Below are 19,605 nucleotides of genomic sequence, written 5' to 3'. Positions count from 1 at the left end.
CCCTTGCGGAATAATTTTTTATGACGGTAAACTGCTGCTTTTGGCGACTTCATCGTCTGCCTCAAGCGTGGGGCGCATTTTAGAGATTTAACTGCGCCCGTCAAGCGCCTTTTGAGCATTTTGATATGTTTTTTTACTGACTGCTGGTTTTCTCAACGATGTGATTAAAATTCGTATCATTCGCACGCCACGCAAGCATCTGCTAGGATAATTGACGATGAGTTTTGATCAAAAAGCTAACAATTTAAGAGGTATTGGATCATGAATGGCGATATTCGGAGTTATCGCGGCGTCGAGCCTCAGTTCGGGGAACACGTCTATGTTGATCAAAGTACGGTCATTGTCGGTGATGTGAGGGTAGGTGAGCACTGCTCGTTCTGGCCCTTCGTGTCAGCTCGCGGCGATGTGAATACTATTACAATAGGTGCGCGCACCAATATCCAAGACAATACAACGCTACATGTGAGCCGAGTCAGTGAACGAAACCCTGAGGGGCATCCGTTGATTATCGGGGAGGATGTCACCGTCGGACATCAAGTCATGCTACACGGATGTGAAATTGGCAATCGCGTTTTGATTGGTATGTCAGCCATTATTATGGACGGCGCGGTTGTTGAAGATGATGTCATTATTGGCGCGGGTAGCTTAGTTCCACCAGGCAAACGCTTAAAAAGCGGACATTTGTACGTTGGCAGCCCAGTCAAAGAGCAACGCCCATTAACTCAGGCAGAGCTAGATTTTCTCCCGGAGTCGGCGGCCAACTATGTGTTGCTAAAAGAAGACTACTTACTCCACGTTTCCCCAGTGTAAGTCAGTTAATGAAAATCTCGCGAGCGATTACTCCGCAATCCAAATGCGCTTAATCGCTCCGTTTCATCTATTAAGTGTCCAGCAATAACATGGACGACCTCACCATGAATTTCGACGATACCCTTTACCTTTAATAATTGCGCGGTGAGATAAGCCTGCCGGAACTTCCGAGCCGTAGCCAACCAAATCACAATATTCATGTTGCCGGTTTCATCTTCAAGCGTGAGAAAGGTGACACCGCTACTGGTTCCTGGCCGCTGTCGACAGGTTACAAAACCAGCCACTTGGACCACCTGTTGATGACGGCATAAAGCCAATTCACTGGCGCGCTTACAGCCTTTCAGTACACCTTGTTCACGTAGCAATGCCAGCGGGTGTCGTCGGACACTGACGCCCATGGTTCGATAGTCAGCGGCAATATCTGCACATTCAAGAGGCGCGGCAAGCGTATCGATGTCGGTGGTGACCTCATCGACACCGGCAAATAGTGGCAGCTGTTCCACTTGTAAGGTAAGACTTTGCCACTGACTTTGATAGCGGTGCCCACTGATGGTTTGTAACGCATCAGCGGCAGCTAGTTCTTGTAATGCAGCAGCCGACAACCCCAACTCGCGGACTTGCTCCAACGAGCGAAAGCCTGTTGCCGGTCGTTGCTGCAGTAATGCGCGTAGTTCTTCTTCACGCAACCCTTTAATGAGTCGCAAACCTAAACGCAGGCCTAATTGCTGTTGCATAGGGATCAGTTGGTGATCCCAGTCACTCTTTTGAATATCAACCGGTAGTACCGCAATATCATGCCGCCGCGCATCTTGAATCAGTTGGTCTGCCGAATAAAATCCCATCGGCAGACTATTCAACAGAGCGCAATAAAACGCTGCCGGATAATAGTACTTCAGCCACGCTGAAGCATAAGCAAGGTTGGCGAAGCTGGCTGAATGTGACTCGGGAAACCCATACTCGCCGAAACCGCAAATTTGATGATAAATGCGCTGCGCGAACTCGCGGTCATAGCCGCGCTGTAACATGCCGTCGATTAATTTATCTTCGAACTGCTTTAACTTGCCGCTACGCTTCCAATTGGCCATGGCTCGACGCAGACTATCCGCCTCACCACCTGAAAAGCCCGCAGCAACCATAGCCAACTTGATGACTTGCTCCTGAAAAATTGGCACTCCCATAGTGCGCTCGAGTACTTGCTGCACGGCTGGACTGGGGTAGGTAACTGGTTCGATGCCAGCACGGCGACGTAAATAAGGATGCACCATGTCACCCTGAATGGGTCCGGGCCGAACAATAGCAATTTGTACGACCAAGTCGTAGAAGGTTCGCGGTTTTAGCCGTGGCAACATATTCATTTGTGCGCGCGACTCTATTTGAAAGACACCAATGGAGTCGGCTTTTTGGAGCATTTTATAGACTTTGGGATCTTCCGTTGGAATGGTGGCTAACTGATAAGATTGACCATGATGCTGATGCACCAACTGCAACATTTTTCGAATTGCGGTCAGCATGCCCAAGGCCAGAATATCGACTTTGATTAGCTTCAACGCTTCAATATCATCTTTATCCCATTGAATGACTGTACGCTCGGGCATACTCGCATTCTCTATAGGGACCAATTCAGATAACGCTCGCGAAGCAATCACAAACCCACCCACATGCTGTGATAAGTGGCGCGGGAAACCACGGATCTGCTCAATCAATTCGAGTAGCCAACGTCCCCGAGGGGTTTCTGTCAGACCTGGAATTTGCTCCTGCAATTGCTGTTGCCATGGCGTGTCATGATCACGACGGTCAATGCGACTCAAATAGTGGCGTAATTCCTGCTCACTATAGCCGAGAGCTTTACCGACATCTCGTACCGCACTACGTAAACGATAACAAATCACGGTGGCAGCCAAGGCTGCACGATCACGACCATACTTCTGATAGATATATTGGATAATTTCTTCACGCCGCTCGTGTTCAAAATCCACGTCAATATCAGGTGGCTCATCGCGCTCTACGGAAACAAAGCGCTCAAACAAAACATCGATCTGATCCGGATTCACCGCCGTGATATGGAGGCAGTAACACACCACTGAGTTAGCCGCCGAACCTCGACCTTGATAGAGAATGCCACGCTGCTGTGCATACTGAACGATGTCATGAATGGTTAAGAAGAAATATTCATAACGCAGTTGCGCAATGAGCGAGAGCTCCTTTTCAAGCTTTTCTTTGACATCGTCACGCAACCCTTTGGGAAAGCGTTGTGCAGCGCCAGCATAGGTTAACTCACGTAAATAGTCAGTCGCGGTGCGGCCCGCAGGAACTAGCTCGGCTGGATACTCATAACGCAATTCACTGAGTTCAAAACGGCATTGATTCATGACGTTAACTGCCGCTTGACGCCACGCCAGAGGATAGCAGTGCGCTAATTCCTGTTGGTCACGCAAACGAAATTCTTGGTTCGGCAGGAGCGCCTGACGCACCGTCGCCAACGGCTGCTGTAAACGTATGGCTGTGAGTACGTCATGCAATGGCTGCCTTTCAGCAATGTGATAGTGCACCTCACAAGCGGCTACGATAGGCAGCCCCGTTTGTTGCTGATACTGTTGATAGCGACGATAGCGCTCCACATCATCAGCTTGGTAATGACGGCTAAATGCCAACCATAAACCATGCTTCTGAAATTGTTGCTGTAGTGGCTTACTGTAAAGTTGTACCGCGTTCGTATCGAGCGGGCGCCACAAGCATAAGCACTCCTCGAGGTGCTGCATGAAGTCACTCGCATGCACTTCATAATGTCCTTTCGGACAGCGTCCTCGCGCTGTGGTGATCAGCTGGCATAACTGCGCGTAACCGCGCCGATTGCACGCAATCAGAATACAAATACCAAGCTCTGGCACCTGAAACTCACTACCGAATAGCAACTTTAACGGTGTCTCCCGCGCTGCTACATAAGCGCGGACAATACCAGCTACCGAGCACTCATCAGTAATGGCCAGCGCTTGGTAACCCAGCTGGACTGCGGTTTCAATTAACTCATGAGGATGTGCGGCACCGCGTAAAAAGCTGTAATTGGTCAGACAATTCAGCGCAATAGGCGGCGTCCGATCAACTGAACCAACCATGTAAAAACCACCCTTGAGGATCATGGTAAATCCAACCTTGGCGCTGGAATGCATCAACGGCAATGAAATAATCACGAACGCATGGCTGGTCATCCCACCAACCGCTTTGCAAACGCTCAGGCCCCCAATGGACTTGCCATTGCCGCCGATCAATCGGTTGCGCCTCGGGCAATAGCCAGACCGGCCGACGTTGCGATGGCTTTACAGCTGAGGCCGTGGCTTGACTGCTGCTCCATGCGTCCAAGCGATGCGCATGCTCAGGACGCCAGTCGGCCTGCACTTGCGGAACCTGAATAGCATGCTCGCCCAAACGTGCTTGTAAGCGACTCACCAACGCAGCTACCGCAGGCAATTCTTGTTGCACTGGCAGTAAACTATTGGCATGCGCCTGGCGGTTCTCTAGCTCACGTACTCGGATACTCAGTTCCAACGCCGGGAAAGGAAGTACTTGCCGCTCGAGATGTAATTGGCACAACTGCAACATATCGCGCTGCTGCCAAACAGCATGCGCGAACTGAATCACCACCACGGTTGGCGCTTGATCGCGATGATATGCTTGCAAACGTAAGCTACGCGTACTGAGCTGCCGCCCCTGCAAAAACACTTCTAATTGCTGTAGCAAGCGTTTCAATGCAAAGACGAGTTGGGGCCAACTGGCGACTTCACTGAGTAAATCAATGCGCTGATAAAATTGTGCCGGTGGTCGGTAATAGCGCTGTGGCGGCGAAAAATCCCCACGCAACTCCGCTAGATAATGTGTGATGTCCTTGCCGAAGCGAGCACCTAAAGCGCTATTACTACGCTGTAACAAGCTTCCTAAAGTGGTCATGCCAACATCAAGTAGACGTTGCTGCGCACGAGTCTCTAAGCCACTCGCCTGTATGGGTAACTGCGCCAGCGCTGCAGTGGTCACTTGCGGATCAGCGCTAAGCACACTGACTTCTGCTTGCGCCAACAGACGTGCAGCTAATGGACTATAGCCACTCGCCCAGTAGTAACGAATAGGAGCTTCTTGTAAGCGTTGTTGCAGTTGCTTCTGCAATGCCTGCCAACCGCCATACAAACGCAATAAGCTACGCACTTCAAACAACAGCCCTTGAGGTGGCTGTAAGGCAATTTGCGCCACATCTTGATACAACAACTGCGCCAACTGCTGCAGCAACCACTGTTCACGGTTGTGCTGGTAGTCACGACAAATAAGGTCGGGTACTAAAGTGGTCGCGGTAACCATGGCCATGCCACGCTGAATGCCTGCCGTTTGCGCCGCCGCATTTAGCTGAACCACGCGCGGGCCCGTAGCGCCCTGTTGCTGCAATAATACTTGAGGTTGTTCGCGTTCATTTTCGGCCTGCGCGGCTAACTGCTCATCTAACAGCAAGTAGGGAGCATGCACATACAACCAGCCATTCACTCGCGCACTCATAACACCAACCGGGTAGTCCCTGTGACCGCATGAGAAGTACTGTTATGCGCGGGCTTCTTAACTAGCCGCCGTTCTGGAAATAAACGTTGTAAAGCACAAGGGAAAGGCGGCAATGGCCAACCAAAACGGCGCTTCAATACTTCTATCTGCAACTCATCTTGCCAATGTAGCCGAAGTCGATTCACATAAGCTCTCGCCTCAGGCTCTTGCTGGCAATCCGTAAAAATAAACACCAGTTGTTGTGCTTGCTCCGTGACTTGCTGCAACCGACGCACTTGCGCGGCATTAAGCTGCGGCAACCACGCGAGTATCAGTCCAACACTTTGCGACTGAATACATTGCTCCATAGCCCACAGCGCCTTGGTGTGATCAGTTTCTTGAATACACCACTGTTGCTGTGGCACTAAGCCTTGGCTTTGCAAACCAGGTGCGTAAGGCTGAGCGGGTGGATTAACCCAAACGTGTGGGCGCTCATTCGAACGTTGCAGCAAAGGCAATACCAAACCTAACTCGCCACGAAAGCCAACTTCAATTTGAATTTCATTCACACTCCCACGCAGCCAACCACCACCGAGTTGTGCGTTGAGCTCCGGCCAGCCGCTATCTAAAAAATCGGTAGAGGCTTTCTGTAACGGCGTTTGTTGCCCTTGCCAGACCCAGCCTTTTTGCACCAATTGCTGCAGGTTTGTTGCGGTTGCGACCATAGCGATTCACCCCTTAAAATACTGTACATATATACAGTATAAATTAGCTGTTTTTTTCTCTACTGGCAAGTAAACACGAATGACGTATCATAGAAATTCGTGTCATCTGCGTAGAGAAAGCTATGGGAACCAAGCTCTTACTTCCATTTCGCCTGATCATAAATTTTTGTTTCGGTGCCTTAGCCACAGCGATTATCGGCAGCGCCATTATTGTGATTGGTATTCCGAAGTTGCTGCTCCCTATCCCTGTGGTTCAACGCAGTATCTCGACGGCGGCAAATGCACTCTTTCGGGTGTGGGGCTATGCGATGTCACTCATGTTTCGTTTGACCCAACCGATGCGCTGGCACATTGAAGGGGATACGCTGCTGCACCGTGATCGCTGGTATATGATTCTGTGCAACCACCGCAGCTGGGTCGATATTGTCGTATTAATGCATTTGGCTTGCCGCTATATGCCCATGCCGCGCTTTTTCTTGAAGCAACAGTTGTTTTGGGTACCCGTGATCGGACTCGGGTGCTGGACGCTAGATATGCCATTTATGCGGCGCTACAGCCGCGACGTTATTGCGCGCAAGCCACATCTGCAAGGCAAAGATATTGAGACCACACAGCGCAAATGCGAGAAATTTCGCCACATTCCCACTACCGTGATCAACTTCTGTGAGGGCACTCGATTTACCCCTGAGAAGCATCGCCAGAAACAGTCGCCTTACCAGTATTTATTACCGCCCAAAGCTGGTGGCACCGCATTCACTTTACAAACAATGGGGCAACAGTTTGATGCCATTTTGGACATCACTATTGTGTATCCGCCAAGTGACCGTCCAACCGTGTGGAACTTGCTTACTGGACAACTGCGTGATGTTTACGTGCATGTTGAAACCTTACCCGTTGAGCAAAGCTTGATTGGTGACTACTTTCAGGATGAAGCCTATAAGAACCATTTTCAGGACTGGTTAAATAAGCGCTGGGAAGTGAAGGATGAGAAAATAAAAACGACGCTCGCTAAACTAGCAGAGCGCCGTTCTTCATAACACTAGCGTGCCTGTTACTGATCGAGCTCGAGCAAGTAACTGGCTAGGCTCAAGAAATCGCCTTGGAAATCTTCAGTACCCTGAAACCCTTGTGGGTTCATTTTGTACTTACCGTTGACGATAAAAGTTGGCGTTGCATTCACGCGAAGGTTACCCGCATCACGGTCCATTTTATTCGCCATGCCGCGTACTGAGAAGCTGTTCATCGCTTTCTCAAGTTCCTCAGCAGACATATCGATAGCCGCGAATACTTCCGCCAAATCTTCTTTGCTATTAATCATGTCTTGTTGCACAAAGTTGCGATTGAAAATGGCTTGGCCAATTTGATCTTCTTTGCCCAATTGCTTCGCGACTACATAAGCACGTGACATATCAACACCCATGCCAGCGTAATTGATGAAAGACACATGCGCCTTGTCAAAAGCATCAGGGAATTCTGCTTTCATTGCTTGTGCAATCGGCTCAAAACGATAGCAGTGCACACAGAAATAAGAGAAAAACTCACGAATTTCTGGCTTATCCGTCGCCTTTTCCGAGACGATGTCATAATGCACACCTTCTTCAAATTGTTGCGCTGCCACGGGAAACATCATCAAGGCAACTACCGCAAACAATAACTTTTTCATAAGGATACTTCCTGTTCTTAAGCGTTAACGATTAAAGTTCGGCTGTGCGCCAATTGGCTCATCTTGCAATACGGCGAACTGCTCTTTTAAGGTTAAAATCTGTTGTTCCCAATAGCGTTGCTCAGCAAACCATGGGAATGCCCGGCGAAAAGCTGAGTCATCCCAGCGCCGCGCCAACCAAGCCATGTAGTGTAAGATACGAAAAGTGCGTAAGGGTTCAATTAAAGCCGCTTCATTTTCATCAAACTCACAAAACATTTCATAACCGCTCAGCAGGGCATCCAACTGCAAGGCCCGCTGATGGCGGTCATCACCAGCCAACATCATCCACAAATCTTGTACCGCTGGGCCGGTTCTTGCGTCATCAAAATCGACGAAAGTCAGCTCTTGGTCGCGTATGAGCATATTGCCTAAATGACAGTCCCCGTGCAATCGTTGCTGCGCAAATGCCCGAAAATCAACGTCATGTACGGCGGCGGCGAGTGGTTCGGCAATCGCAAAAAAGGCTTCATGCAGGTTCTCAGGTAACAGAGGTGACTGGCGTAAAGTAACCAGAGCATCCGTGACATACTCTTGCCGATTAATGCTCAAACGTTCCTTAAACGTGCCCTGCTGCGCCACCGCATGTAATCGCCCAATTTGCTGGCCAATTCGCTCGAGTTGCTCTAAGTCACCCGGCTCAACCGCACGCCCACCAATACTTGGAAACACGGTAAAACGATAACCGTCATACTCATGTAAGGTTTTGCCGTGCAATTGCAGTGGCGTGACTACCGGCACTTCTGCTTCAGCCAGCTCAGCTGTGAACTGATGCTCTTCTAAAATCTGCGCGGTGGTCCAGCGAGCCGGACGATAGAACTTGGCGACGTAACGACGCTGATCATCGGCAATAAACTGATACACCCGATTTTCATAGCTGTTCAGCGCCAGTAACCCCGACATAGGGTCAACACCCACGCTTTCTAAAGCGTTCGCTATTACATCGGGTGTTAGCCCAGTGAAACTAAAATCTTCATTTTCATTATTCATAGATGAAACTCGTTGTGTGCTCTTGCTGCACGGTTCCATCTGGATTCGTGACTTTGAACGTCACCGACTGCACCCGCTCAGTCACCTCATTTGGATTCACCGCTAAAGTGACCGGAACGGTCGCAACCTCACCACCTGAAATAGTCAGTTGCGTTTGACCCGTTAACGAGAAGTCGCTGAAACCGCTAACTGTCACGGTAAAGCTTTCTGGTAATTGTGATTTGTTCAAAATCTTTAAGGTGTAGACGTTCTCAACCCAACCATCCATGTTGATAGAATAGAGTTGATTGCGGTCACGTAAGGTATCGAGCTCAAGCGGCACCCGAGTGGCAATGTCCCAAACTAGTAGGGCGGTCATCGCAATCATTACCGTAAAATAGCCAATGGCTTTCGGCCGCAACTTGCGCGTGCGTCCACCTTGTAAATTCCGCTCTGTGGTGAAACGGATCAGCCCGCGTGCGTAGTTCATTTTGTCCATCACACCGTTGCAGGCGTCCACACAGGCACCACAGTTGATGCACTCATACTGCAAGCCGTTACGAATATCGATGCCGGTTGGGCACACTTGCACACACAAGTTGCAGTCAATGCAATCACCTAACCCAGCGGCTTTCGGGTCAATCTTGCGAGCGCGCCCACCGCGCGGCTCACCACGGTTCGCGTCATAGCTGACGGTCACCGTATCGCGGTCAAACATGGCTGATTGGAACCGAGCATAAGGACAAATATGCGTGCACATGATTTCACGCATCCAGCCCGCATTGCCATAGGTACAAAAAGTGAAAAACAGTACTGAAAACGTTGCCCAAAAACCCGTTTCCAAAATGAAGAATTCAGCAAACAGCTGACGGATATCGGTGAAATAGCCAACAAAGATAAGTGCAGTAAACAGCGCCACCAACAACCACGAGGTGTGCTTCGCGACTTTTCGCATAACCTTATTGGCATCCCACGGGCGACGATCCAAGGTCATGCGCTGATTGCGGCTGCCTTCAATTTTTTTCTCAAACCACATAAAGATGAAGGTCCACGTGGTTTGCGGGCACATGAAACCGCACCATACGCGGCCATAGAGGGTGGTCACAAAGAATAATGCGAATGCGGCGACAATGGCTATCCAGGCAAGAATGGTTAGATCTTGTGGCCACAACGTCATACCGAAGATGCGAAAACGCTGATTACCGATGTCCAGCAGTACTGCTTGTTCTCCGTTGAACTGCAGCCAGGGAATGAGAATAAAAAGCGCGAGAAGAATAAAACCAAAGCTGCGCCGAAACCATTCAAGGCTGCCTTTGACGTCTCGCACATAGATGCGATTACGCGGCGCATAATGATTGTCACGCTCATTGGGATCGGGCCGATGAATTTTAACCTGGTCGGCAGCCAGCACCTTCACTTTCTGTTCCATCACAGTACCACTTCAAGTGCTTCGATACGGGTCAGTATATCGAATTTCAAAGGCTTTATTGAGAGTTTTTATCACCATTCTCTTTGCCTCTGGTATGCAGCCAAGCATTGGGATCGCTATCGCCAGCTATGGCAGCAACAGTATCGAGTAGAATATTGGTACCAGCTTCGACATCATGCCAGTGTGACCACTCATCGGGGGCGTGGCTCACGCCATTAATGGAGGGGATAAAGATGAGTCCAGCGTCCGTTACCTCAGACATAAACTGCGTGTCATGACCGGCGCCACTGGGCATCCGTAAATAACTATAACCACGCTGCTTAGTTTGCTGTTCAATTAGGTCAACGAGACGTGAAGAGCAGGGTTTTGGAGCTAACCAACTCACTTGCTCGTATTCGAACATGAGCCGATGCTTTCGGGCAATTGCAGATAACGCTCGACGGCATGCATTCGCGAGATCGGTCATGATGTCATTGTCCATATCACGGCCGACTATCGTAAATATGGCTTCGCCAGGTACCGTGTGCGGATGCCCGGGCTTTAATTCAACTTTACCCACCGTAATCCGCGATTTATCCGTACCGTTTTCAGCGATGATGCGCTCGATTTCGTGAGCAAAATCCGCCAGTCCCATAAAAGCGTCACTGCGCATATCCATGGGTGCGGTGCCTGCGTGATCCGCTTTACCTTTTAAATGGACAATCCATTTAAAGACTCCGGAGATCCCCTCAACGACACCAATTTGTAGGTCTTTTTGAAAGAGAACGGGACCCTGCTCAATATGTAGCTCCACAAATGCTTTCAGTCGTTCGGTTGGAATAGCAGCTTCGAGCGCCTTCATCACGTCGAGTCCTTGCGCTGCCATGGCATCTTTTAAATACACGCCGTCTGCATCGTGTGCTTCTTGCAACCAATCCGGGGTGAGCTTACCGCTCATGGCTTGCGCGCCCAACATACCGCCAAAACGCCCTTCCTCCTCAGCGGTGGCTACGCCCCAGATAGGGGTATCGAGCTCTGGCTGGTGCTCGCGCATGGTTTCAATGACTTCCAAGGCAGCCATCGCGCCTAACGAGCCATCGAAATAGCCACCCGCCGGCACAGTGTCAATGTGAGAACCCATTAAAATCATCGGTTTGTCACGCGCACCGATGCCAAAAAAGACGTTGCCCGCACCATCCATGTAAGTATCGAGATCAAGACTGCGCGCACGCTCCATCAGCCAATGACGCCCCTGCATGTCGGCATCAGAAAAGCCGATACGGTAAAACCCTCGGTCGTCTGGGTTGTAACCAATTTCATTGAGGTCGTGAAGGTTTTGCTGGAGGCGTTCGAGATTGATCTGCATGAATGTCCTTGGCTGAGCTAGCAATAGCAAGAATGTCTCTAGCCTAGCAAAAAAAACCCGTGCTCGCAGGCACGGGTCCAAGGTAACAACCAGATCTCAGGGAAGTCGAGACACACTATAACGGGCAGATGTGACAGCCGTGTGACAATACCCAGACAAAAAATAGGCAAAAAAGGAATAAAAAAAAAGGTGCCGTATGTAACGACACCAGGGGGCACTATCAGTGTGGGGGAGTGCCTAAATTCAGGGATAAGAACAACATGAACTTCACTATGAACCAGAGTATAAAGCTCCGTTCTGATTTGTGAAAACGAATAAAGAGGATTATGATAATCGAAAATACCAATTAAGATTGTATCAACACATCAAGCGAGAGAATCTATGAGTAAGTTGCCCAGCCTAAAAAACCTCAGCTATTTGCTCGCACTACATCAACACCAAAATTTTAATCGTGCGGCACAAGCCTGTCATGTCAGTCAATCGACACTGAGCAGCGGCATTCAGAATTTAGAAGAGCAATTAGGTTGCCAACTCATTGAGCGTGATCATAAATCGTTCTTATTTACCGGCATGGGTGAGGAGGTAGTCGATCAGGCTCGCCGAATCTTGACCGCAACCGAAGAGCTGCTGTATTTCGCGCAAAGCCAAGGCAAAATTATGGAAGGCCCCCTGCGAATGGGCTGTATTCCAACCATAGCGCCGTTTATTCTCGGCGACTTAAGTAAAAGTTTGCAGCGCAACTACGATAAGTTGAGTTTAAATATTCGTGAAGATACAACAGCAAACTTACTGCACTTGCTTCGTAATGGTGAGCTCGATGTGGTCGTTCTCGCACTCCCCATGGATATCCAAGGGAACCAGTCCTATGTGCTTGGGCGCGATCCCTTTAAATTGGTGATGCACAAACAGCTCGCAGAGTCGTTGCCAGAGCCGATCGATTACTCGCAGCTACCCGACCAGTCAATCTTTCTGCTGGAACGCGAACATTGTTTAACTGGGCATGCTGTTGCAGCTTGTGAACTTGCCGAGTCGGTGAAAATCAATCCGTTTACGGCAACGAGTTTACACAGCCTAGTGCAAATGGCTGACGCCGGTCGTGGCGCCACCTTTATCCCGCAAATGGCCATTGACCGCGGTATTTTGAATGGCACTGACCTAGTGGCTCTGCAGCCCAAAGGACAGCAAGCGAGTCGGGAAATCGGTTTAATTTATCGACCGACGACTAATCGTCGTCAAACGTTCAGAAAACTTGCGGAGTGTATCGCGGATTTGCTACCGGAGCGATTGCTCCAGTAGCAACAAACATAGTTGTGAAACGGTTATGGAGCGGTGCGAGTGGTTAATTCTTGTTGAATACTCGCTTGATCTGGTGCAGTACGCGATTCCACTTGCGCTTTGCTCAAATCAACCGATGCACCGACTTCTTTTTCGATAATTTCTTGAAGCTCATTCGGTGTCAGATTTGGATGTGCTTGAACGATACGCAAACCGTCATCTTCGCCATCGACACTCGTCGAGTTTGGCAAGTAAATAGTTCCGTTATTAAAGTCCACGGCAAACGCAATCACGCCAGGTACTAAGAAGAATAGCAAGCCGATGCCGTTTAGTGCAGCGACACCCGCGTCAATTTGGCCACTCACTTGACCTTTGCGCTCTGGATAGAGAATGGTTCCGCAAGCGGCTAAATGAGTCGCAATAACTGCTACGGCAACGCTCTTAACAATACGATTTTGCATGGTCGTGCTCCTTTCTTGTTATCAGGAAAAAACCGACGTCGAATCGAAACGCACAACATTACTCGATAAGTCGTCTACCTTACATACTCGGACATTGAACGAATTTATGCCAAGTATTACGTAAAAAATTTAATCCATTTAGTGATTTGCCCTATATTTACAATCACACTTATGACTGTATTCAGCAAGGAGTACCTATGAAGACCACACCAATTCTCAGTAGTTTATTGGCAGCGGCGGTAGCAGCATCAATCGGCACAGCGCAGGCTGCGACTCTCGAGACCGAGCGCTATTCTATTGAAGTGAATGCATTAGTTGATGGTTTGGCTAGTCCTTGGGGCATGGCATTTTTGCCTGACAGCAGCTTGCTCATCACCGAGAAAGGCGGCGCACTGAAGCACGTGAAACTCGATGGCACAACACGAACCTTAGACGGCGTCCCTGAAGTTGTGGCGGTAGGTCAAGGTGGCCTGCTTGATGTCGCGATCGACCCTGACTTCGCCGAAAACCAATTGGTCTATTTAAGCTACTCTGAGGCAGATCCGGCTGGTGGTGACGGTAACAGTACAGCCGTTGCTCGCGGCCAACTCGGTGACAATGGTCTCGAAAATGTTGAAGTTATTTTTCGCGGAGCGCCGAAATATAACAGCCGCCAACACTTTGGTTCACGTTTAGTGTTCTCACCTGAAGGTCACCTGTATATCACGCTCGGTGATCGTGGTTCACGTATGCAAGACGCCCAAACGCTCGATAATCACCACGGTAAAGTGGTTCGTATTTGGCCAGATGGCGGCGTCCCGGAAGACAATCCATTTGTCGATACCGACGGTGCATTACCTGAAATTTGGTCATATGGGCATCGGAACGTGCAAGGCGCGGTATTGCATCCTGATAGCGGAGAGCTATGGACAGTGGAACACGGCCCGAAAGGTGGTGATGAAATCAACATCCCTGAGGCTGGCAGCAACTATGGTTGGCCAGTAGTGACCTATGGTGTCAATTACGACAACAGCATCATTACTCGTGAAACGCACAAAGACGGAACCGAACAACCGTTTTATTACTGGGTGCCGTCTATTGCTACCTCCAACATGATGTTCTACACCGGCGATGCGTTCCCGCAATGGCAAGGCGACCTCTTTGTTGGTGCGTTACGCGGTCAACAAGTAGCTCGCTTAGATATGGAAGATGGGCGGATCATGCACGAAGAAGCGCTGCTCACTGATCGCATCGGCCGTATTCGCGACATTGAACAAGGTCCAGATGGCTATATTTACGTTATTACCGATGACCGTAATGGCTCATTAGTTCAAATCAAGCCTGCGGAGTAATTATGCGACATGTCCTGATAGCACTGGCTGTTGCCGGTGCTAGTAGTTCTGGATACGCTCAACAACAGGCCGATGAAGTGATTGTGGTGACCGAAGCAGCGCCACAACCACAACGTAATACGGCGGCTGCAGTCAGCAATCTTAGTACTGATGAGCAATTGCCTGGATTGCGCATTGATGCTGGCGAACTCCTGCAAGGCATCGCTGGAGTACAGAGTGACCAGCGCGCAAACTATGCGCAAGACACCCGAATTACATTACGCGGTTTTGGAGCCCGTTCTGCCTTTGGCGTACGAGGCGTATTGTTGCGTCTGGATGGCATCCCATTATCGATGCCTGATGGGCAAGCACAGACATCCAGCATCTTGCTCGACGAGGCAAATAACGTGCAGGTTTTGCGCGGCCCCCTAGCGAGTATCTATGGTAACGCTGCCGGCGGCGTCATTGATTGGCGCAGCCAGACTCCACAAGTGAGTCAACTACGTGTGGATGCATTAACTGGGGCAAATTCGACGTCGCGCTGGCTGTTGCAAAATGATTGGGTAGGTGAACGCGATGCGATCCGTGTGGTTGGTGCTCGGCTGCGAACCGATGGCCCGCGTGACCAGAACAGCGCTGAGCGCGATCAGTTAGCACTACGTTGGTATCGACAACTCACCGACGACATGCGGCTGACTGTCCGTGCCGATGACAATGATGCGCCATTACTCCAAGACCCTGGCTCGCTCACCCCTGCCGATTGGCGCGCTGATCCTGAGCAAACATTCGGTGGTGCAAGTCGCTTCAATACCCGGAAATCGATTCATCATCAGCAAGTTTCAGCCACAGTGCTTGGCACTGGTACCGAACGCCAGTGGCATGTCAGCGCTTGGCGCGGTTGGCGTGACATCGAACAGTATCTGCCATTTCCTGGCAGTGACCTCACCAGTTCAGGTGCAGTCATTGATTTGCGCCGAGCGTTTACGGGAATTGATGCGGCCCTGACCATGCCGCTCACCAACACCGTGAAGTTAACCTTTGGCGGAGCTTGGGCAGACCAAAATGACCGTCGCTTTGGTTATGTGAATGACTTTGGTAGCCGTGGCGATGTTCGTCGTGATGAACTCGGTACCGTCAACAGCCAATCTTTGTTTACCCTTGCCGAGTGGCAACAGACCGAAGCGCTCACCTGGCAAGCTGGGGTGCGCTACAACGAAGTCGACTTCAGTGTTGATGATTATTTTGTGGTGTCTGGCGTGAATCCAGAAGACAGCGGCGCATTGTCGATGCAAGCCACCAGTTGGAGTCTCGGTGCGAATTACCAGCTCAATGATGACTGGACTGTATTCATTGCTCGCGGGCGCGGGTTCGAAACACCGACATTGACGGAACTGGCCTACCAAAATAATGCCACCGGTATTAATGAAGACTTAGGTCCCGCCAAGAACCAGCAGTGGGAAGTGGGGATTAAATGGCAACGTCCCGAACTGCGCGGACAGTTCAGTGCATTTCAAATCGATACCAGTGACGAAATTGTAGTGGACCAAAGCAATGACGGTCGGACTACCTACGTGAATGCCGAACGCACCGAGCGCCGCGGTGTTGAGCTGCAAACCGATTGGACCTTGAGTGACACGCTGGATGCACGCTTCTCCGCTACTTGGCTCGATGCAACCTACAGTGATGGCAATCGCTTACCGGGTATCGCCGAGCAGCAAGCCTACGGACAGCTCAATTGGCAACCGTTACCGCAACCACTACAATTCAATCTGGTGGTGGATTACCGCGGCGATGTGGTTGCCACCGACGACAACACGGTCGTGGCACCGAGTCATGCACTGTGGCACATCGCGGCACAATATGAACACGCGAGTGCGCAGTGGACATTGGCGCCATGGTTGAAGATCCACAATGTAACCGACCGCGACTATGTTGGATCAGTTGTGGTCAATCAAGGAAGTGGCCGCGCCTTTGAACCAGGCGTCGGCCGTGAGCTGCAAGCGGGAATTCGCATCACCCGCCGATATTAATCATTCCGAGACGCTGGCTCGAGACTATCGAGCCAGCGATACAAGGTACGACGCGTCACACCAAGAATTTTAGCGGCCTGTTGCTTATTCCCATTAGTATGAGCCAATACTTGCCGAACATAGTCCTCCTGGACAGCCTGCAATGACGGCCAGTCACCATTTCGAGGAACGAGTTGCTCCACGTCTTGCTGATGAGAGTCCTGCATTCTCGCGGGCAAGTGTTCAGGTTTAATCGCTCCCTCACTGCAAAATGTGTAAGCGCGCTCAATGGCGTTTTGAAGTTCTCGCACATTTCCCGGGAAGCGGTACGAAGTAAGTGTAGCAACTGCGTCAGCACTGAAACCCTCAATAGGTTTTTCCTGCTGCGCTTGTAATTGGGCGAGAAAATAGTCCGCTAGCAACATCACATCATCACCACGCTGGCGCAGAGGCGGCACCTGAATGGCAAAGGTCTCTAAGCGATAAAACAAATCTTCGCGGAACTCGCCCGCTGTTACTTTAGCTTCTAAGTTTTGATGGGTCGCAGCAATAATCCGCACATCGACTTGAACCTCTCGATCACTTCCTACAGGTCGCATGGTTCCCTCTTGTAAGACCCGCAGTAATTTTGCTTGCAGTGCCAATGGCATCTCGCCCATTTCATCAAGCAATAAAGTGCCGCCGTTGGCTTCTTGTAGTAAACCAGCTCGAGCCTTCTGAGCACCCGTAAATGCGCCGGCACTGTGACCAAAAAATTCGCTTTCCATCAGTTCGGCGGGAATACCTGCGCAGTTCACGGCAATAAATGGCTGTTCCGCGCGTTGACTCCCTTTATGCAATGCACGAGCGACTAATTCTTTTCCCGTGCCGCTTTCACCCAAAACCAAAACACTGCCATCGCCTGGTGCTATTTGCTCAATATCCTGAAACAGCTGGCGCATCACTCGGCTGGCACCAAGAATGCCACCCGGACCGCGCTGCTCTGAGGCGCGTGCGCGGCGATAATGCTCAACTTCGGAGCGCAATTGGTGATATTCCAACACGCGTTTCACACTAACCAGCAAATGCTCTAAATCGAGAGGCTTGGTGATAAAGTCATCAGCGCCTTGCTGCAAGGCTTGTACGGCTTGGTCAACCGTGCCGAAGGCGGTGATGAGAATAAAAGGCAGTGGTTGGGGCTCTTGCTGCAACTGCTGCAGGAGCTCCAAACCCGACTGCCCTGGCAGACGGATATCACTAATCACTAAGCTAATGGCAAGTTGCGTTCGCTGTGCTTGAAAGTCTTCGACACACTCAAACGGGTGTACCACAAAGCCTTCACTTTCGAGCTCTTCGTGCAATAACTCGCGTAATCCCGGATCGTCCTCGATAACGGCTAGCTGCAAACCACGTTTCACTGCGCACCTCTTTTGTCAGACGATGGCTGCCAACGTGGCAATGTCAGTGTTACTCGACAACCTCCTTCAGCAGAGTTCTCCAATGCTAAAGTCCCCCTGTGATCCGATAAAATATGTTCGACTATTGCCAAGCCAAGACCCGTTCCTTGTCCCTGTGCCTTATTGGTTTGAAACGGACGCACAGCGGCTTCTGTTGTTAAGCCTTTCGCTAGTCCTTCGCCATCATCCAACACCTCAATACGAATCGCTTCCTTGTCGGCAACAGCAGTCACCTCAACTTTATTCTGTGCAGCCTGCACTGCATTGCGTAGTACATTGACCAGAGCCAATTCGAGTCGTTGAGGATCGCCATACACTGACAGATCGGCGTCGACTCGCGCGGGAAGCAACTGTGCTTGCTGCGGATCCATTTCAAAACCAATACTGGTGTAGGCCTGCTCGAGCCATTGCTGAACCGGCAATGGTTGCGCTGTGGTTATTGGGGTTCGGCTGAAGGCTAAAAGTTGTTTAACCATGCTGGTTAGTCGCTGCACTTGACCACGAATAGCGCCGAGTTGCCGTTGTGACTCGGTATCCTCATGAGCTTGCTGCAGTCGTCTTGCTCGCCCATCAATCACTGTTAAGGGTGCACCGAGCTCGTGTGCGACGCCACTGGCAACTTGTCCAATAGCCGCCATCTTTTCACTAGCTTGGAGTTGTTGGTTGAGTTTTGCTTCCTGTGCCTGACTCCGCTGAAGTTCAGCTTCTGCGGCGGCTATCGAATCCAGCATTCGATTTAGGCCTTGTGCCACTTCACGTAGCTCTTCAGGTCCGTCAGTGTTGGCTCGATGTTCGCGTTCGCCCTGCGCCACTCGGCGCATGCTTGCCACTAATTTATCGACATGCTGACCAACCGCTCGGTAGTGACCGAAAATCAGGATGGCAACCGTAGCAATCGCCAGAACTAACCAAGTAATCCAAGCGATTTGCCGAAGTTGACTGAACGAGCGCTCAAAGTCTTGCGCCTTGCGGGTGATTTGCAGCAGCCCAATAATTTGACCACCACGATCTTGAATAGGAAGGAATTGCGAGAATACATCGCGTCCAGCGACCTCACGATAACTGTCTTGTTGTTCCCCTGTGGTCACCACTTGCTCAGCCAATAAGCTTTGACTAAGGTCTGACTCGACAATACCAGCTGAGGCAATGAGGGCGCCGTTAACGTCATACACAGACGCACCGTAGACTCGTCCAATACTAAACACCGAATCAAGGTTCGCTCGAACTGTGGTTAAGTCGCCGCGGATGAGCGCATCACTAATCGGTAATCGTATTGCCCGACCGATTAATTCGATATCTCCGCGTAGCCGCGCATCTTCAACCTCTGCTGCCTCGTCCAACCCAAAACTAATCGCAATACCAGTTAAAACCAGTAAAGGCAGGACCACGTACAGCAGCAGTGTTCGCTGTAGTCCGGACAAGACACGATAACGAGGCGTGTAGTTGTGTTCCGATGTGTATCTTTTTGTCACATTTGATCCAGTAGTGATACGTATCAAAAGTATACACAAAGATTGATTCTATTTCACTTTGACTAAGATACCCAATTAAAATCAACAACTTAAAAAGTTGGCATGGTGCTTGCTCTAGTATCAGTACATTTTTTAAAGAAGGAGACG

At 50.3% G+C, this 19,605-nt stretch carries 15 protein-coding genes; 5 read left to right on the top strand and 10 right to left on the bottom strand.

What is annotated here, in order from left to right; translation table 11 throughout:
* The first annotated feature begins 261 nt into the window (after nucleotides 1–261).
* Nucleotides 262–810 carry a gamma carbonic anhydrase family protein gene (locus tag ACN0S4_RS09605; RefSeq protein WP_169930957.1) on the top strand — a complete coding sequence of 183 codons (549 nt, stop codon included), beginning with the start codon at nucleotides 262–264 and terminating at the stop codon, nucleotides 808–810.
* A gap of 5 nt (nucleotides 811–815) precedes the next feature.
* On the opposite strand, the gene ACN0S4_RS09600 is transcribed toward ACN0S4_RS09605, so the two are convergent.
* From ACN0S4_RS09600 to imuA, 3 genes are read right to left on the bottom strand one after another with little or no spacing between them, the layout of a single operon-like run.
* A complete protein-coding gene (locus tag ACN0S4_RS09600) occupies nucleotides 816–3,923 on the bottom strand; it encodes an error-prone DNA polymerase (protein WP_417657467.1) in 3,108 nt (1,035 codons plus the stop codon).
* Nucleotides 3,907–5,346: a Y-family DNA polymerase gene (locus ACN0S4_RS09595; protein WP_417657457.1), complete on the bottom strand. Its 1,440-nt coding sequence runs from the start codon at nucleotides 5,344–5,346 to the stop codon at nucleotides 3,907–3,909. The genes ACN0S4_RS09600 and ACN0S4_RS09595 overlap by 17 nt, the downstream gene beginning before the upstream one ends.
* Complete coding sequence (gene imuA, locus ACN0S4_RS09590; RefSeq protein ID WP_417657456.1) at nucleotides 5,343–6,050, bottom strand: translesion DNA synthesis-associated protein ImuA; 708 nt, start codon at nucleotides 6,048–6,050, stop codon at nucleotides 5,343–5,345. Before imuA ends, ACN0S4_RS09595 begins: the two co-directional genes overlap by 4 nt.
* A 122-nt stretch (nucleotides 6,051–6,172) precedes the next feature.
* Between imuA and ACN0S4_RS09585 the strand changes: the two genes are divergently transcribed.
* A complete protein-coding gene (locus tag ACN0S4_RS09585; RefSeq protein ID WP_417657455.1) occupies nucleotides 6,173–7,087 on the top strand; it encodes an acyltransferase in 915 nt (304 codons plus the stop codon).
* A 14-nt stretch (nucleotides 7,088–7,101) separates the two neighbouring features.
* Here the strand turns inward: ACN0S4_RS09585 and ACN0S4_RS09580 are convergent, their stop codons facing one another.
* From ACN0S4_RS09580 to ACN0S4_RS09565, 4 genes are read right to left on the bottom strand one after another with little or no spacing between them, the layout of a single operon-like run.
* A complete protein-coding gene (locus ACN0S4_RS09580) occupies nucleotides 7,102–7,713 on the bottom strand; it encodes a thiol:disulfide interchange protein DsbA/DsbL (protein ID WP_417657454.1) in 612 nt (203 codons plus the stop codon).
* A 24-nt stretch (nucleotides 7,714–7,737) separates the two neighbouring features.
* Nucleotides 7,738–8,742, bottom strand: a complete 1,005-nt coding sequence (locus ACN0S4_RS09575) for a serine/threonine protein kinase (protein ID WP_417657453.1) — start codon at nucleotides 8,740–8,742, stop codon at nucleotides 7,738–7,740.
* Complete coding sequence (gene ccoG, locus ACN0S4_RS09570) at nucleotides 8,735–10,150, bottom strand: cytochrome c oxidase accessory protein CcoG (RefSeq protein WP_417657452.1); 1,416 nt, start codon at nucleotides 10,148–10,150, stop codon at nucleotides 8,735–8,737. The genes ACN0S4_RS09575 and ccoG overlap by 8 nt, the downstream gene beginning before the upstream one ends.
* Nucleotides 10,151–10,205: 55 nt before the next feature.
* Nucleotides 10,206–11,495 carry a Zn-dependent hydrolase gene (locus ACN0S4_RS09565; RefSeq protein WP_417657451.1) on the bottom strand — a complete coding sequence of 430 codons (1,290 nt, stop codon included), beginning with the start codon at nucleotides 11,493–11,495 and terminating at the stop codon, nucleotides 10,206–10,208.
* A 381-nt stretch (nucleotides 11,496–11,876) separates the two neighbouring features.
* Here ACN0S4_RS09565 and ACN0S4_RS09560 point away from each other — a divergent pair, with 381 nt between their 5' ends.
* Nucleotides 11,877–12,791, top strand: coding sequence for a hydrogen peroxide-inducible genes activator (locus tag ACN0S4_RS09560; RefSeq protein ID WP_417657450.1), 915 nt, complete (start codon nucleotides 11,877–11,879; stop codon nucleotides 12,789–12,791).
* 23 nt (nucleotides 12,792–12,814) lie between these two features.
* Here the strand turns inward: ACN0S4_RS09560 and ACN0S4_RS09555 are convergent, their stop codons facing one another.
* Nucleotides 12,815–13,231, bottom strand: coding sequence for a hypothetical protein (locus tag ACN0S4_RS09555; RefSeq protein WP_417657449.1), 417 nt, complete (start codon nucleotides 13,229–13,231; stop codon nucleotides 12,815–12,817).
* 197 nt (nucleotides 13,232–13,428) lie between these two features.
* On the opposite strand from ACN0S4_RS09555, the gene ACN0S4_RS09550 reads away from it, so the two are divergent.
* Nucleotides 13,429–14,562, top strand: coding sequence for a PQQ-dependent sugar dehydrogenase (locus ACN0S4_RS09550; RefSeq protein WP_417657448.1), 1,134 nt, complete (start codon nucleotides 13,429–13,431; stop codon nucleotides 14,560–14,562).
* A 2-nt stretch (nucleotides 14,563–14,564) separates the two neighbouring features.
* Nucleotides 14,565–16,571: a TonB-dependent receptor family protein gene (locus ACN0S4_RS09545; RefSeq protein ID WP_417657447.1), complete on the top strand. Its 2,007-nt coding sequence runs from the start codon at nucleotides 14,565–14,567 to the stop codon at nucleotides 16,569–16,571.
* On the opposite strand, the gene ACN0S4_RS09540 is transcribed toward ACN0S4_RS09545, so the two are convergent.
* Complete coding sequence (locus ACN0S4_RS09540; protein WP_417657446.1) at nucleotides 16,568–17,947, bottom strand: sigma-54-dependent transcriptional regulator; 1,380 nt, start codon at nucleotides 17,945–17,947, stop codon at nucleotides 16,568–16,570. The genes ACN0S4_RS09545 and ACN0S4_RS09540 overlap by 4 nt on opposite strands.
* Nucleotides 17,944–19,458, bottom strand: a complete 1,515-nt coding sequence (locus ACN0S4_RS09535; protein WP_417657445.1) for a sensor histidine kinase — start codon at nucleotides 19,456–19,458, stop codon at nucleotides 17,944–17,946. Before ACN0S4_RS09535 ends, ACN0S4_RS09540 begins: the two co-directional genes overlap by 4 nt.
* Nucleotides 19,459–19,605 lie beyond the last annotated feature (147 nt).

Origin of the sequence: Pseudidiomarina aestuarii (assembly GCF_048263735.1) — a bacterium.
Lineage (GTDB): Bacteria > Pseudomonadota > Gammaproteobacteria > Enterobacterales > Alteromonadaceae > Pseudidiomarina > Pseudidiomarina aestuarii_B.
The sequence above is the reverse complement of the archived record's forward strand: the minus strand, read 5'-3'. Positions and strand labels throughout refer to the sequence as shown.

Bases quoted from the DNA above. Each gene is read 5' to 3' on its own strand.
- ACN0S4_RS09580 (WP_417657454.1), bottom strand. From the start codon at position 7,713: ATGAAAAAGTTATTGTTTGCGGTAGTTGCCTTGATGATGTTTCCCGTG.
- ACN0S4_RS09560 (WP_417657450.1), top strand. From the start codon at position 11,877: ATGAGTAAGTTGCCCAGCCTAAAAAACCTCAGCTATTTGCTCGCACTA.
- ACN0S4_RS09605 (WP_169930957.1), top strand. From the start codon at position 262: ATGAATGGCGATATTCGGAGTTATCGCGGCGTCGAGCCTCAGTTCGGG.
- ACN0S4_RS09565 (WP_417657451.1), bottom strand. From the start codon at position 11,495: ATGCAGATCAATCTCGAACGCCTCCAGCAAAACCTTCACGACCTCAAT.
- ACN0S4_RS09545 (WP_417657447.1), top strand. From the start codon at position 14,565: ATGCGACATGTCCTGATAGCACTGGCTGTTGCCGGTGCTAGTAGTTCT.
- ccoG (WP_417657452.1), bottom strand. From the start codon at position 10,150: ATGGAACAGAAAGTGAAGGTGCTGGCTGCCGACCAGGTTAAAATTCAT.
- imuA (WP_417657456.1), bottom strand. From the start codon at position 6,050: ATGGTCGCAACCGCAACAAACCTGCAGCAATTGGTGCAAAAAGGCTGG.
- ACN0S4_RS09595 (WP_417657457.1), bottom strand. From the start codon at position 5,346: ATGAGTGCGCGAGTGAATGGCTGGTTGTATGTGCATGCTCCCTACTTG.
- ACN0S4_RS09555 (WP_417657449.1), bottom strand. From the start codon at position 13,231: ATGCAAAATCGTATTGTTAAGAGCGTTGCCGTAGCAGTTATTGCGACT.
- ACN0S4_RS09575 (WP_417657453.1), bottom strand. From the start codon at position 8,742: ATGAATAATGAAAATGAAGATTTTAGTTTCACTGGGCTAACACCCGAT.
- ACN0S4_RS09600 (WP_417657467.1), bottom strand. From the start codon at position 3,923: ATGGTTGGTTCAGTTGATCGGACGCCGCCTATTGCGCTGAATTGTCTG.
- ACN0S4_RS09550 (WP_417657448.1), top strand. From the start codon at position 13,429: ATGAAGACCACACCAATTCTCAGTAGTTTATTGGCAGCGGCGGTAGCA.
- ACN0S4_RS09585 (WP_417657455.1), top strand. From the start codon at position 6,173: ATGGGAACCAAGCTCTTACTTCCATTTCGCCTGATCATAAATTTTTGT.